Genomic DNA, 14,810 nt, shown 5'->3' with positions numbered 1-14,810 from the left:
TATGAACAAAGATAAAGAAGAAAGTGCTGCTTCGGCTGGAACTAATGTAACCCCAAGAGGAGCTTATCCACACGTAAAACAAGTGGGCGATTTCATTTTTGTTTCAGGAACAAGTTCTCGAAGAGCAGACAATACCATTGCTGGAGTAGATATTATTGACGAGATGGGAACAAAACATTTAAACGCAGAAGTACAAACTCGTGAGGTTTTAAAAAACATAGACACGAACCTTAAAAAGGTTGGTGCAAGTATAAAAGATGTCGTAGATGTTACTTCCTTTTTAGTAAACATGAATGATTTTGCAGGTTATAACAAAGCCTATGCTGAGTTTTTTGACAAGGAAACTGGACCAACTAGAACAACTGTTGCAGTACATCAATTACCTCATCCAGATTTGGTTGTGGAGATTAAGGTGATGGCTTTTAAGAAACAAGATTAAAGAATCAAGACTCAAGAAGCTTCTTTCTTATGTCTATTATTTATAAATAGAAATGACTATTAAAAACTACATAAACGGACAATTTTCAAATCCCATTTCTAATGAATGGATTGATAATTATTGCCCGGCAACTGGAGAGGTTTACGGACAAATTCCAAACTCCACTAAAGAAGATGTAGAAAATGCATACACTGCCGCAAAGACAGCTTTCCCAAGTTGGTCCCAAACCACTTTGGAAGAACGAAGCAGAATTCTAATAAAGATTTCTGAATTATTAGAAACCAACTTACAACGTTTTGCAGAAGCTGAAAGTAAGGACAATGGCAAACCAATTTCCTTAGCCAAAGCTGTCGATATTCCAAGAGCAGCAAGCAACTTTCGTTTCTTTGGAAATGCTATTACGCAATTCTCTAGCGAAAGTCATGAGAGTATTGGTCAAAACGCTATTAATTATACCTTGCGTCAACCTATTGGAGTTGTTGGTTGCATTTCACCATGGAACCTTCCTCTTTACTTATTTACTTGGAAAATAGCTCCAGCTCTTGCTGCCGGAAATTGTGTGGTTGCTAAACCTAGTGAAGTCACACCTATGACGGCTTATTTATTAGGCGACATTTGCAACCAAGCAGGTTTACCTAAAGGTGTCTTAAATATCGTTCATGGATTAGGAACCTCAACAGGACAAGCCATTATTGAGCATCCAGACATTAAAGCCATTTCCTTTACCGGAGGGACTGCCACAGGAGCACATATTGCAAGAGTAGCAGCACCTATGTTTAAAAAATTATCATTGGAATTGGGCGGGAAAAATCCAAACATCATTTTTGCAGATTGTGATTATGATGATATGCTAGAAACTACTGTCCGTTCATCGTTTGCTAATCAAGGTCAGATTTGTTTATGTGGAAGTCGCATTTTTGTAGAAGCTTCCATTTATGAAAAATTCAAAAAAGATTTCGTTGCAAAAATAAAAGCACTCAAAGTTGGACACCCTTCGGAAGCCTCAACAAACATTGGAGCTTTAGTATCAAAACCACATTTGGAAAAAGTGATGGAATACATCAACATTGCAAAAGAAGAAAACGGAATTATTTTATGCGGTGGAAATAAAGTCGTTGTTAAAGGTTTTGAAAACGGTTATTATTTGGAGCCAACGGTTATTGAAGTTCCAAATGATAATTGTCGCGTCAATCAAGAAGAAATTTTTGGACCTGTTGTAACCATCATGCCTTTTAATAATGAAGATGAAGTATTAGAAATGGCAAACAAAGTAAAATACGGTCTATCGGCAACACTTTGGACAAACAACTTAAAACGCACCATGAGGATGAGCAACCAATTACAAGCTGGAATAGTTTGGGTAAACACCTGGATGATGCGAGATTTAAGAACACCTTTTGGAGGCGTAAAAGCTTCAGGTGTTGGACGTGAAGGTGGTTTTGAAGCCTTACGCTTTTTTACGGAAGCTAAGAATGTTTGTATAAAATACTGACAACCCGTTGTCATGCTGAACTAGTTTCAGCATCTCATTTTAAATTGAAACGAAATATTAATCATATGATATACAAGCTTATTTCCGTATCTCATTAAAAAGATCCCTGCCTTCGCAGGGAATATTATGAATTTAAACTTAAACAACAAATACGCATTAGTCTGTGGTAGTACAGCAGGAATAGGAAAAGCAACAGCCATGTCTTTAGCGACTGAAGGAGCAACTATTACTTTAATAGCTAGAAACGAAGACAAACTAAAAGCTGTTTTAGCAGAATTACCTCAACAAAGAAACCATGATTATATTGTGGCTGATTTTTCAAATCCTGAAGAATTAAAAACAAAAGTTTCAGATTATATTTCAAAAAATCATGGCTTTCATATTTTAGTAAATAATACTGGAGGGCCAAAAGGTGGACCTGTTTTTTCAGCAGGATTGGATGAATTTGAAAGTGCTTTTACGCAACATTTAAAATGTAATCATGTATTAGCCCAAACCGTTGTTCCTTTCATGAAAGAGGCAAGTTATGGACGTATTATCAATATTATTTCAACCTCAGTAAAACAACCCTTAGATGGATTAGGAGTTAGTAACACTATTCGCGGAGCTGTAGCTAGTTGGAGTAAAACATTGGCTAATGAGCTTGGTCAATTTGGAATTACAGTAAACAACGTCCTTCCAGGAGCCACTGGAACAGAACGTTTAACTGAAATTATTAAAAACAAATCGGCTAAAACTGGGAATACAGAAGAAGAAGCTGCCAATGCAATGAAAAATGCGGTACCAGCAAAACGTTTTGCAAAACCTGAAGAATTAGCTTATGCCGTAACTTTTTTGGCTAGTGAATGCGCTAGCTATATTAACGGAATTAACCTTCCTGTTGATGGTGGACGAACAAAATCTTTGTAACTTTATATCATTATTTAATTAAAATCAGATAATCATGAGCAAACTTGTATCCCCTTTAAATTTCAAAGCTTGGATTGAAGAAAACAGACATCTTTTAAAACCACCAGTTGGGAATAAAGTTGTCTGGAAAGATGGCGGTTTTATTGTCATGGTTGTTGGTGGACCAAATAGTAGAAAAGATTATCACTATAACGAAACCCCTGAATTCTTCTATCAAATTGAAGGCGATATGGTTTTAAAAGTGATTGAGGAAGGCAAACCTAAAGACATTCATATTAAAGAAGGAGATATTTTTTTACTACCTCCTAAAGTACCGCATTCTCCACAACGAGAAGCGAATACCGTAGGGTTAGTTATAGAATATCCAAGAGAAAAAGGAGTTCAAGACGCGCTTCTTTGGTTTTGCGAAAATTGTACAACCAAATTGTATGAAGAAGATTTTACGGTTGAAAATATTGAAACTGATATGCCAAAGATTTTCGACAAGTATTATGGAGATCAAGACAAACGAAGCTGTCCAAATTGTGGTGAAATCATGCAACCTCCAGAAAAAGTTCAAATAGAAAACTAAACCGCACATTGTCCTACGGACATTTCCAAAAATGGGAGAAACAGATTGAATAAAAAATAATGAGACACTTCGACTAGCTCAGCAGGACATATGAAAACAACACGCAAATTAAGAATTAACGGCCATTCACACCTACTTCCCTACCCTGAGGAAATCCCTCAGTTTATGAAAGACAAAGAGATTTTTTGGGTTGATAAAGACAGAAAATTCATGCTTCAAAAAGATTGGAATCGACCAATAACGGATTCTAGTTTCTTCCTTGATGAAAAATTAGCATGGATGGAACGTTTCAACATAGATCATGCTGTTGTTTTAAACCTATCTCAACTTTATGGAAATGGTTTGCGTGTGGAAGAAATGAAACAAGCGCTTCGTTTTCAAAACGATTTTAATGCAAAAGTGCAACGTGAAAATCCGAGTAAATTCACCTGTGGCTTTGTAGTACATCCAGGGTTTGTTCAAGGAGCCTGCTGGGAAATAAAAAGATGTGTGGAAGAATTAGGGATGCAACTTCTTTGCTTACCAACTCATTACATGGATACTATTGGAACGTGGCGTTGTATTTTTGATGAAGAAAATGAGCCTATTTTTGAATTGGCAAACAAATATAATCTGGCTGTAGAAATTCATCCTTATGATGGTGAAAAATTCATCAAACTTGAAAACACCTCTTGGCGTTTTCACTTAATTTGGATGTTAGCTCAATGTGCGGATGCTTATCATTTTTTAACTTTAAATGGCTATCAAGACAAATATCCGAACATGAGAACTTGTTTTGCTCATGGAGGACAATTAGCTCAAATTAATTTAGGACGACGTATTCAAGGTTTTGATGGGAGACCCGATTTATTTGAAGGCAAAAGTCACCCAAGAAAAGCCGTTGGACATAAAAATATCTTTTTTGACACCTTAGTTCATGATACTGGAGGTTTGGAATTATTAATTAGAAATCAAGGTTCTAAACAAGTATTAATGGGACTAGACGATCCTTATCCTTTAGGTGAAATGGAAAGCGAAAAACAATCATCGTATCCTGGTAAGATTTTAGACTTAGCCGTAGAACGTAAAATTATAAATGAAACTGAACGAGATGCTATTTGGGAAGACAACGTTATTAAATGGTTATGCGGAGATGATGAAGAGGCAAAACAAAAATTAGTTAATAGAATTTTACCCTAGGTCAAAAAAGACCTTTCATGTTTATAAAACCTGAAAGGTCTACTAAATAATTATGTACTTCCTCCCAGAAAAATTAGATAACTATGTGGTTGCTCATTCTGAAAAAGAGCCAGAATTATTACAGCAATTAACACGCGAAACTTATCAAAAAATATTACAACCCATCATGCTTAGCGGACCTTATCAAGGGCGTGTTTTAAGCATGATTTCTAAGTTAATTAGGCCTAATACCATTTTAGAATTAGGAACCTTTACAGGCTATGCTACTTTATGTTTAGCTGAAGGTCTTCAAGCGTCAGGAGAAGTACATACGATTGATGTGAATGAAGAATTGGTAGATTTTCAACGTAAGTATTTTGATAAATCTAATTATGGTAAACAAATTCACCAACATTTAGGAAATGCTTTAGACATCATTCCTACTTTAGATAAAACCTTCGATTTGGTTTTCATAGATGCTGACAAACCCAACTACTCAAATTATTTTCACGCTATTATAGATAAGCTAAATCCTGGAGGTATCATTATATCAGATAATGTGCTTTGGCACGGGAAAGTGGTTGAAAAACTAGATCCTAAGGATGTTTCAACCAAAGCTGTTTTGGAGTTTAATACCCTTTTAAAAACGGATGTACGAATTGAAACTGTTATGTTACCCATCAGAGACGGCTTGACTATTAGTAGGAAGAAATAAAATTCCTGCGCAGGCAGGAAATCGACGATTCAGCAAAGCTAATCTGTTTATAAAAAATTTTGAGATAATATTTAATCCTATTTATTGTAGATTTATAGAATGAATAGAATTTTTAAATCTTTATTAATCTTTAGTTGTTCGATCACTTTTTCTCAAACTGGTTCTATTGAAGGCAAATCAGTTTTTAAAAAAGATAATTCTATTCTTCCTGGAACCATTGTTACTCTTTCCAATACAACCTATGGAACTATATCTGATATTGAGGGAAATTTCAAATTTTCCGAACTACCAATAGGCAAATATGATTTATTGTTTGAATTTCTTGGATATGGAAAAGATACTTTGAGCAATATAGAAGTTAAGGAAAATGAGCTTACTAAATTAATCATAGCATTACCGCCTGGAGAGTGTTTTGAAAAGGAGATTCCAAATTTGTGTCCCATTGATTCAAAGTCAAAATCAGTTATTCCCATAGTTTATGGTTTGCCAAACGCCAAAACGATGGCAAAAAAGAAAAAGGGTAAAGTAAAACTAGGAGGATGTGAAATTACAGGTTGTGAACCTTATTGGTTTTGTAAGGAACATGAGATTGAATTTTAATCATTAGATATTCAAAAACCTTACATTAGAATCTCCATTACTATTAATCTTTCCACACTCATTCTCAATAGGAAAATTATAAGTATCTTTAAAAATGGAAGAGCTTAAACCACACGAAACATCCGAAAAAAGTAAAAAAATTATAAGGATTGTTTTAATAGGTATTTCTACCTTAACTATAATAAGCGCTATTTCCATGCCTTGGGATGTTTGGACTTCCAAAGAGACAGTAATAGCAATGTTAAGTTTGCTTTTTATCAATGGCTTTTTGTTATGGACTTACCACATTCTATTTGTTTGGAAACAAAAGATATTGGAATATTTGGAGAGAAAACATAAAGTGACAATTGTTACTAACACCTCCGGTTCTTTTAATATTGAGGGAGAGGTCAGCCTCATTACCAAGCTCTTTATCCACATACAAATACTTTTCTACTATATATTGGGAATGGTTGGACCATTAGCCTTGTTTATAAGTGCTTTAATATGGTATAGATAATTAAACTGTGAGTATATAAATAGAAGAGACTAAATTAAGAGAATAGAAAAATTAAATAGATACCTGTTTTTCAACTAGACTACAGTTTCGTTAAACTAAGAGATTCCTGCTTTCGTAGGAATGTGTTACATCTTCCGTCTTACAGAACCCGTAAAATCCTCTAATTCGTCTTTTACTTTTTTGAGTTCATCTTGAACATCTTTGGTAATGCTTGTATCCAGGCCATTTTTTTCGGCACTTTTAGATATTTCAGACTTGACATCGTTGGTCGCATCTCTAAGCATGCGCATGCCCTTCCCCATACCTTTGGCTATATCAGGAATTTTGTCCGCACCAAACACCATGATTACTATAAATAGTATAAACATGATTTCGGTAGTACCGATAAATAAAAAAATACTTGCTTGTATCACGATGCAAATATAGTGAGTTGTTTATTGAGAATAAAAAAAGCCGACTCATTTTTATGGTCGGCTTTTAAATATTTAACTTTTTGTATTAATCTTTAGAGTCTTCTTTAAACTTATCGAAGTCACTTTGTTGTACTTCTCTAGGCCAAGAATTGTTAGATGTATCCACATCTGCCGTTTCTAAATCAGGATCTACTGTAATTTTTACAATCTCCTTATCTGAAGCAACTGATTTACTAACCTCTTTATCATTTAATCTCCAAATTTGCGCAGGATATTTTTCAGTTTTAGAAGTTCCATCAGCATAAGTATATTCTACGATAATTGGCATAACCAATCCTCCTGGTTTCTCGAAAGTAACACTATAGAAATATTTAGGCTCCTTTAAAGCTTTACGTTCTGCCTCGGTAAAATTATCCATCACATACTCATTAAGTGGCGTTGAGTTTTCTAATAGAGTTCCATTCTTCATGTCTTCATTAAACTCAGCACTACCTTCTTCGACCATATATACTAAAGGTGGTAATTCAGATAACTCCATTCCATAACGTTTTGCCATCATTTTAGCATATTCGTTAGGCTCTGAGGTTACATAATATTTTTTCACACCTTTCACTCCCATATCTACATAATCTGTAGTGTAAAACCAGCCTCTCCAAAACCAGTCTAAATCGAACGCTGAAGCATCTTCCATGGTTCTAAAAAAGTCTTCAGGAGTTGGGTGTTTAAACATCCAGCGGTTTGAATATTCTTTAAAAGCATAATCAAATAATTCAGGTCCCATAACAGATTGACGCAAAATATTAAGTGCAGTTCCTGGTTTTCCGTAAGCATTGTTACCAAACTGGTATGTATTCAAACCTTTAGTCATTATAGGTGCAATAAAATCTTGATCACCTCCCATATAAGGAACAATGTTAGCTGCTGGACCACGACTTGAAGGATATGTGTCATGCCCTGCAGATAAAGCTGCTGGATACCATTCGCCAAAATCTTGCTCCGCTACGTATTGCACAAAAGTATTTAAACCTTCGTCCATCCATGTCCATTGACGCTCATCACTATTTACAATCATTGGAAAATAGTTATGTCCAACTTCGTGAATAATAACACTTATCATCCCATATTTAATGCGGTCTGTATATTTTCCATCTTTATCCGGACGTCCATAGTTGAAACAAATCATTGGATATTCCATCCCTTGTTGTTTGGCATGAACTGAAACTGCCTTAGGGTAAGGGTAGTCAAAAGTCATTCTTGAATACGACTTTAAGGTACTTGCTACAGCATAAGTAGACCATTCTTCCCATAAAGGATTTCCTTCTTTAGGGTACAAAGATACTGCCATGGCGTCTTTATCGCCAATTTTAACAGCCATCATATCCCAAATATATTTTCTTGAAGTTGCAAAGCCAAAATCACGTACATTTTCTGCATGAAACTTCCATGTTTTAGTACCTTTAGCATGCCCTTTCTCTGCTAGTTCAGCTTCTTCTTGTGTTACAATTACTACAGGCTTATCGTAAGATTTTTTAGCCAGTTCATAACGTTTCATCATTTCTTTAGAGAAGATTTCTTTACGGTTAACTAATTCTCCGGTAGCTTCCATAATATGATCTGCTGGTACTGTAATATTCACATCATAATTTCCGAATGGTAATGCAAATTCATCACGACCCCAGAACTGAGAGTTTTGCCATCCTTCCACATCGCTATAAACAGCCATTCTTGGAAAAAACTGTGCAATAATATAATTTCTATTTCCATCTTCAGGAAAGTACTCATACCCTGAACGACCACCTAAGTTAACATAATCGTTTATGTTATACCACCATTTAATAGTGAATGAAAAAACTTCACCAGGTTTTAAAACTTTAGGTAAATCAACACGCATCATGGTTTGATTAATCATGTGAGGTAAATCTGTACCATTTACTTCCTTTACAGCTTGTATTTTAAAACCTCCATCAAAACCTTCTGTCATGTAAGCGGCAGTAAAAGCACCTGCTTGTTGTGCTTCTGCTACTCCTCCACCTTCAATTAAAGGCGTTTGTGAGCCTAAGGCACGCATGTTTTGATCTAATTGAACCCAAAGGTAATTTAACGGATCGGGTGAATTGTTATGATAAGTAATGGTTTCAAAACCAGAAATTGTAGCTTTTTCATCATCTAAAATAAGATCCATTTTATAATCGGCTTGTTGCTGATAATAAGCAGGTCCTGGAGCTCCAGATGCTGTACGAAACATGTTCGGAGTCGAAAACTCGTCGTAAAGTTGCTTGAATTTGTTGGTGTTGGTGTGTCCCGGTTTACGAACTGGTTGGTCTTGTTCTTGAGCAAAAGTACTAGCTGAAATGAACAAAACAGAAAGAATAAAATACTTTAATGTTTTCATCGTTAAAATTTAGTTACAAAAAATCGTAAGTAAATTAACGAAATTTTAAGAATTCGACCTGCTTTTATTTAAAGTTTAACAAACCTTTATCATTTGATTTTGTTAAGATGAAGCTCTTATTTTTGGAATTTATTTTAGTCCTAACAATATTCTGTTGTTCTTCATGTAGATCGAAAAGCACTGTGTTTTGTATTCGAAAAGTTTTTATTTCTGTTACGTCTTCAATTTCAAGGTAACATATCACAATGTCGTTATCATATTCTTTTCCAATATATTTTAAGGATTTTTCTTCCCCATTAATACGAATAACTAATTTGGTTTTTAAGTATTTTTCAAGGTTGAAATTGATATCGCCCGCTTCAGATTGCGGATCTAAAATCAAATTTTTGTCGTATCTCAATTGAAGGACATCTTCTAAATCGTCCAGAAAAATTCGTGTTGTTATTTGAACCGATTGCTTCTCCTTTATATAATCTATTTGTGTGACACTTACATAATATTTATGAATGGTAGTGAAGGCCATTAAAGGCAACAGTAGAACGAGTAAAGATTTTTTAATAAACAACATACGTTTGAGTTAATGAAGCAAAGCTACTGATTTGATTTTTCAAAAAGTATTTCACAACCTATTAATTAGTTTCAATTTTTAAATTGGCTTTATATTCTATTAGTTTTTCTTTTAAAAATTCTATTATTTCAATGTCGCTTCTTCCTTTACACCTATATACAAAGTTGCTATCTTCGGAACAGAAATAAAAATAATCCGTTCTGGATGTTTCTGGGAGGGTTTCATCTAAAAATAAAAGCTTTTCGGTTCTTCTTCTCACATCGTATAGCAAATCGTCTTGTCTCTCTAATTTTATCTGATTTTTTAATTCCTTAGTTCGTCCAGAAATAGCATTCAAAATGGGATTTAATGGAATAAACCCTCCTCCTGTTGTAGCTTCGTTCAATTTTCTCTCACTTTGAGTTTTTAGTTTTCCTTGATAACTAGGAATACCCAATTGATTTGCTGTTACCAGGTTACCTTCTACGTTATTAAGGTCTTTCATCAAATCACCAGAAAGCATACGCCCAACCACAACTTCGTCTAACGAATAGGTAAGTTCTTCCAAATGGACATCTAATTGTTTTTCAACAAGAATGTTGGCGTCTACAACAACTTCTTTAAGCTTGTGCTGAATGGATGTAAACTGTAAAGTATCGTTTAGTTTAGCTGAAATTTTAAATCCTCCAAAGGCATTCGTCGTTGTAAAAACTTGAGCTGTTTTATTTATGACATGAATATTTTCGACATCTAAAGTGGTCGTAACTTTTCCGGTAATTTCAACTGTTTGTGAAAAGACCGTTTCAAAGCAAATGATTAAAAACAAGAATAGAAACAGGTTAATCTTTTTCATTTTCCAGTTTTAGATTTGCCTTATACGGTACTAATTTTTCTTTTAAAAATTCTATAATTTCAATGTCGCTCTTTCCTTTACAACGGGCTACAAAATCATTGTCTTCAGAACAGAAATAAAAAAAATCAGTTCTAGATGCTTCGGGAAGTGTTTCATCTAAAAACAATAAAGTTTCTGTTCTTTGTCTTACATCGTACAGTAAATTGTCTTGATTCTCTAATTTTATGTGGTTTTTTAATTCTTTAGTTCTTCCTGAAATAGTATTTATGAGTGAATTTAAAGGCCCTCCAGTTGTAGCTTCATTTAGTCGTCTTTCACTTTGAGTTTTTAGCTTACCTTGGTAACTTGGAATCCCTAACATTTTAGCCGTAATAGGACTTCCTGTTACATTACCAACATCCTCCATTAAATCGCCAGAAAGCATTCGTCCCACCACAACTTCGTCTAGCGAATAGGTAAGTTCTTCCAAATGGACGTCTAATTGTTTTTCAACCAGAATGTTGGCATTTACAACCACTTCCTTTAATTTATGTTGAATGGATGTAAACTGTAAGGTATCGTTTAATTTTGCAGAAATTTTAAAGCCTCCAAAGGTATTGGTAGTTGTAAATACTTGTGCTGTTTTATTAATTACGTGAATATTTTCGGCATCCAAGGCAGTAGAAACTTGTCCGGAAATTTCGACTGTTTGAGAAAATGCTGTTTGAAAACTCGCAATTACTAACAAGATTAGAATGCTTTTAATTCCTTTCATCATCTTGCTTTTTAAATTCTAAACTTTGTTTCTGAAGAAATTCTAAAAACATAAATTCTTGATCATTATGTAACAGATTTTTTGTCAATCCATTTAAAACAACAAACCTGATAAAAGCTTCAACCTGATTTAGAGGAATCTGAAAATTATTATTAAAAAATTCAGGCGTATATTTTTCAGCTAAGACTTTTTCAAGTTTTACTTCTTCTACAGGTAGTGATCGCTTTTTAATAGGTCTGTTAATTAATTTATTAAGACCAAAAACAGAGGCCACATTCAAGCCATTATTGAGCTGTCCTTGTTTTACTAATTCATTATCTACTTTTGTAAATTCATCTTCAGGAAATTCTAAATCGCTTAAATTTCCGAAGTTCATTTCCATTTTTTTTTGGGCTACAACATTATCAATATCTGCCAGTAGATTTCCCGAAAGACTAGATGATAATAAGAGAACTTCTTTTAAAGCATTTACTTTGTCTACTAAAAAAAGACGTAATTGTTTTGAAGATATGACTTCTTGATTTACGCTCACAGTCTTTGCTTCGTATTGTAAGGCTGAAATTTCTAAAACATCGTTTAGTGCTACTTCAAGAATAAAATAACCTTGACTGTCTGCAACAGTTCCTTTATTTGAAGAGGTATTAAAAATGGTGACACCTTCCGCATCATCAGTTCCAATTAATTTACCTGAAACCTCAATCCGTGTAACCTCTTGTGCATATAAACAGGAAGTAACAAGACAAAAAGTAATAGCTAAATAATGTTGTTTCAAATGGTTTGGTTTAGTCATGCTAAAGAAACCATTTCAAATCTTAAAATAAATACAACAAGGAATTAAACTTATGTTAAAACCTGAAGCCCTTTAAATGCAAACCAATAGAAAAAAATTAATTCTTTTTGGATTTAGTATCTAAAAACAAATGGCTTTGGCTTACCAAGTATTCGATTAATTCAATTTCTTTTCCATTATCATATAAGGATGGATCTGCATTGTTAACTTCAGCGAAAGCTATAAAATCTATAACTTGATCTTCAGGAATATTAAAGTTTGTACTAATAAAATCCGTGGTATACGTATTTCTTAACGTATCAAAATTTGAATTCTCTGTATTCTTATCAACTCTAGACGTATTAGAGGCAAACATAGGTTTTACCAACCAATTCGTTAATTTTACAAAATCGACACCATTATAAAACTTGCCTCGATTCATAATCGTGTTTTCAACTTTTTGATAATATATTTCAGCATTAGGAGCATCTTCCCAATCAAAATCCCCAAAATACATAGACTCGAATTCTGGATTAAAGGTTCTCACATTCGTTAAATCTGTTTCCAAATCGCCAGTTAAACTGAAAGGCAAAATAACGACTTCGTCTAAAGTTGTTAATCTTTCATCAAGAAAAACAGTAATTTGTTTAGAATCTAGAATGTCTTGAGTAACGATAATTAAGATGGTATCTAATTGTAAAGCAGATATTTTAATTTGATCATTTAATGCCACATAAATATTAAAATTACCATTCAAGTCTGTAACTGCAATTCTATTTGATGTTAAATTATTAACGGTAAGTCCTTCTACATCGTTAGAATCCACAATAACTTTTCCAGAAATTTCAATTCTATCACTATTTTGAGCCACAGCAATGGAAAAACTCATAAAAAAGACAATTAAAGGTAAAATGTTTCTCATAATTTAAATTTTTGAAGGTTAGCAATTTAAAATACAAAACCATTTAACTATTGTTCTGGTATGTATTTACTTAAATTTACAACAAATTACTGTAAATGAAAAACTTAATTATAGCAAGTACTTCAACCCTTCATGGAAGTGGTTATTTAGAATATTTATTAGATGAATTATCGCTGTTCTTTGAAGATGTAGAAACCATTGTTTTCATACCTTATGCAAGACCTAGTGGCATTTCGCATGAAGATTATACGGCTAAAGTTAAAGATGCTTTTAAGAAGATCAATAAAAACGTGAAAGGCATCCATGAATTTGATAATCCTGCGGAAGCCATTGAAAACGCCGAAGCTATTTTTACAGGAGGTGGCAATACCTTTGTCCTATTGTATCAATTATATAAAAACCAGTTAATAGAACCATTAAAAAAGGCGATTCGAAAAGGAACTCCTTATTTAGGGACAAGCGCTGGAAGCAATATTTGTGGCCTAACTATAAACACCACTAATGATATGCCCATTGTGTATCCGCCAAGTTTTAAAGCTTTAGGTTTTGTACCTTTCAATATCAATCCGCATTATCTAGATCCTATTAAAAATAATACACACATGGGTGAAACTAGAGAGACAAGAATTAATGAGTTTCATGCGTTCTACTCACAACCTGTAATTGGACTGAGAGAAGGCAGTTGGTTGAGAGTTAAAGGAAAATCAATTGTTTTAAAAGGGACGCTATCAGCAAGGATTTTTGAATACAAGAAAGTCGCTTTTGAAATTGAGGTCAATACAGAGCTAAACCATTTGAAATAAAAAAAGCCTCATCGATTAGATAAGGCTTTAGAGCGAGAGACCGGGTTTACTTCGACGAAGCTCAGCATAAACTTCTCACCCTAAATTTTGCAGATTAAGGTAATTAGGATCCCATAAAAAAAGCCTCATCGATTTGATGAGGCTTTAGAGCGAGAGACCGGGTTTACTTCGACGAAACTCAGCATAAACTTCTCACCCTAAATTTTGCAGATTAAGGTAATTAGGATCCCATAAAAAAAGCCTCATCGATTTGATGAGGCTTTAGAGCGAGAGACCGGGTTCGAACCGGCGACATTCAGCTTGGAAGGCTGACGCTCTACCAACTGAGCTACTCTCGCATTTCCGGTGCAAATATATATAAGTATTTCATCTAATAAAAGAAAAAAATTATAAGTTTATAGATTGCTAGACACTTTTAAAACTAACAACCTCAAAGTGAGCTAGTTTTTTAAATAAAAACATATTAAATTTTTATCAAAATTGAATTCAAACAAAGAAAAATGTATCAAGTAACACAAGTTTCACATACAGAGACCTATCGTGTTAGACAACCTATTTTACGTGAAGGAAAACCCATTGAAACTTGCGTATTTGAAGGAGATACAGACAAAGACACTTTTCATTTAGGTCTGTTTTCTAAAAAACAATTAATTGGTGTAGCATCTTTTATGAAAAATAAATCTCTATTATTTTCTGAAGAAAAGCAATACCAACTCCGAGGTATGGCTATATTAAAAGAATTTCAACATCAAGGTTTAGGAGCACAACTGATCGAAGCAGGCGAATGCATTTTAAATCAGGAAGAAGTAAATGTACTCTGGTTTAATGCGCGTGAAATAGCCGTTAAATTTTATAAAAACCATGGTTTTAAAATAATTGGAGATACTTTTAATATCCCAAATATTGGAATCCATCATGTTATGTTTAAAAAATTAAATTAAAGATTTTTTCCAAACAATTCAAATTTACGACGA

Annotated in this window: 17 protein-coding genes and 1 tRNA gene; 10 read left to right on the top strand and 8 right to left on the bottom strand. The window is 33.8% G+C overall.

From position 1 onward, the window contains the following. Position 1: 1 nt before the first annotated feature. The 8 genes from IEV77_RS05760 to IEV77_RS05725 all read left to right on the top strand — a co-directional run bounded on the left by IEV77_RS05760 (position 2) and on the right by IEV77_RS05725 (position 6,383). A complete protein-coding gene (locus IEV77_RS05760; RefSeq protein WP_188462692.1) occupies positions 2 to 439 on the top strand; it encodes a RidA family protein in 438 nt (145 codons plus the stop codon). Positions 440 to 491: 52 nt separating this feature from the next. After that, positions 492 to 1,931, top strand: a complete 1,440-nt coding sequence (locus IEV77_RS05755; protein ID WP_188462690.1) for an aldehyde dehydrogenase — start codon at positions 492 to 494, stop codon at positions 1,929 to 1,931. A 126-nt stretch (positions 1,932 to 2,057) separates the two neighbouring features. After that, positions 2,058 to 2,840, top strand: coding sequence for an SDR family oxidoreductase (locus IEV77_RS05750; RefSeq protein ID WP_188462688.1), 783 nt, complete (start codon positions 2,058 to 2,060; stop codon positions 2,838 to 2,840). A gap of 34 nt (positions 2,841 to 2,874) precedes the next feature. Beyond that, positions 2,875 to 3,411: a 3-hydroxyanthranilate 3,4-dioxygenase gene (locus IEV77_RS05745; protein ID WP_188462686.1), complete on the top strand. Its 537-nt coding sequence runs from the start codon at positions 2,875 to 2,877 to the stop codon at positions 3,409 to 3,411. 90 nt (positions 3,412 to 3,501) lie between these two features. Further along, a complete protein-coding gene (locus IEV77_RS05740; protein ID WP_188462684.1) occupies positions 3,502 to 4,590 on the top strand; it encodes an amidohydrolase family protein in 1,089 nt (362 codons plus the stop codon). A gap of 52 nt (positions 4,591 to 4,642) precedes the next feature. Then, positions 4,643 to 5,284, top strand: coding sequence for an O-methyltransferase (locus IEV77_RS05735; RefSeq protein WP_188462682.1), 642 nt, complete (start codon positions 4,643 to 4,645; stop codon positions 5,282 to 5,284). A gap of 99 nt (positions 5,285 to 5,383) precedes the next feature. Beyond that, entirely contained in the window at positions 5,384 to 5,884 is a 501-nt protein-coding gene (locus IEV77_RS05730) for a carboxypeptidase-like regulatory domain-containing protein (protein ID WP_188462680.1), read from the top strand. Between the two features lie 94 nt (positions 5,885 to 5,978). Further along, complete coding sequence (locus tag IEV77_RS05725) at positions 5,979 to 6,383, top strand: hypothetical protein (RefSeq protein ID WP_188462677.1); 405 nt, start codon at positions 5,979 to 5,981, stop codon at positions 6,381 to 6,383. A gap of 125 nt (positions 6,384 to 6,508) precedes the next feature. On the opposite strand, the gene IEV77_RS05720 is transcribed toward IEV77_RS05725, so the two are convergent. From IEV77_RS05720 to IEV77_RS05690, 7 genes are all read right to left on the bottom strand, one after another. Continuing rightward, a complete protein-coding gene (locus tag IEV77_RS05720) occupies positions 6,509 to 6,781 on the bottom strand; it encodes a Sec-independent protein translocase subunit TatA/TatB (protein ID WP_373282326.1) in 273 nt (90 codons plus the stop codon). Positions 6,782 to 6,881: 100 nt separating this feature from the next. Beyond that, positions 6,882 to 9,188, bottom strand: a complete 2,307-nt coding sequence (locus tag IEV77_RS05715; RefSeq protein WP_188462673.1) for a M1 family metallopeptidase — start codon at positions 9,186 to 9,188, stop codon at positions 6,882 to 6,884. A 64-nt stretch (positions 9,189 to 9,252) separates the two neighbouring features. Further along, complete coding sequence (locus tag IEV77_RS05710) at positions 9,253 to 9,756, bottom strand: DUF6702 family protein (protein ID WP_188462671.1); 504 nt, start codon at positions 9,754 to 9,756, stop codon at positions 9,253 to 9,255. A gap of 61 nt (positions 9,757 to 9,817) precedes the next feature. Next, positions 9,818 to 10,588: a hypothetical protein gene (locus IEV77_RS05705; protein WP_188462669.1), complete on the bottom strand. Its 771-nt coding sequence runs from the start codon at positions 10,586 to 10,588 to the stop codon at positions 9,818 to 9,820. After that, a complete protein-coding gene (locus IEV77_RS05700) occupies positions 10,575 to 11,345 on the bottom strand; it encodes a hypothetical protein (protein ID WP_229736587.1) in 771 nt (256 codons plus the stop codon). The genes IEV77_RS05705 and IEV77_RS05700 overlap by 14 nt, the downstream gene beginning before the upstream one ends. Continuing rightward, positions 11,329 to 12,114: a BamP family beta-assembly machinery protein gene (locus IEV77_RS05695; RefSeq protein ID WP_188462667.1), complete on the bottom strand. Its 786-nt coding sequence runs from the start codon at positions 12,112 to 12,114 to the stop codon at positions 11,329 to 11,331. The genes IEV77_RS05700 and IEV77_RS05695 overlap by 17 nt, the downstream gene beginning before the upstream one ends. Positions 12,115 to 12,229: 115 nt before the next feature. After that, positions 12,230 to 13,033 carry a BamP family beta-assembly machinery protein gene (locus IEV77_RS05690; protein WP_188462665.1) on the bottom strand — a complete coding sequence of 268 codons (804 nt, stop codon included), beginning with the start codon at positions 13,031 to 13,033 and terminating at the stop codon, positions 12,230 to 12,232. A gap of 95 nt (positions 13,034 to 13,128) precedes the next feature. Here IEV77_RS05690 and pepE point away from each other — a divergent pair, with 95 nt between their 5' ends. Continuing rightward, entirely contained in the window at positions 13,129 to 13,836 is a 708-nt protein-coding gene (gene pepE, locus IEV77_RS05685) for a dipeptidase PepE (RefSeq protein WP_188462663.1), read from the top strand. Positions 13,837 to 14,101: 265 nt separating this feature from the next. Here the strand turns inward: pepE and IEV77_RS05680 are convergent. Beyond that, positions 14,102 to 14,174, bottom strand: a tRNA-Gly gene (locus IEV77_RS05680). A 162-nt stretch (positions 14,175 to 14,336) separates the two neighbouring features. Between IEV77_RS05680 and IEV77_RS05675 the strand changes: the two genes are divergently transcribed. Beyond that, a complete protein-coding gene (locus tag IEV77_RS05675; protein ID WP_188462661.1) occupies positions 14,337 to 14,777 on the top strand; it encodes a GNAT family N-acetyltransferase in 441 nt (146 codons plus the stop codon). Positions 14,778 to 14,810 lie beyond the last annotated feature (33 nt).

Source organism: Xanthomarina arctica (assembly GCF_014638915.1).
In the GTDB taxonomy this organism is placed as follows: domain Bacteria; phylum Bacteroidota; class Bacteroidia; order Flavobacteriales; family Flavobacteriaceae; genus Xanthomarina; species Xanthomarina arctica.
This window is presented reverse-complemented; position numbering and strand designations above follow the sequence as displayed.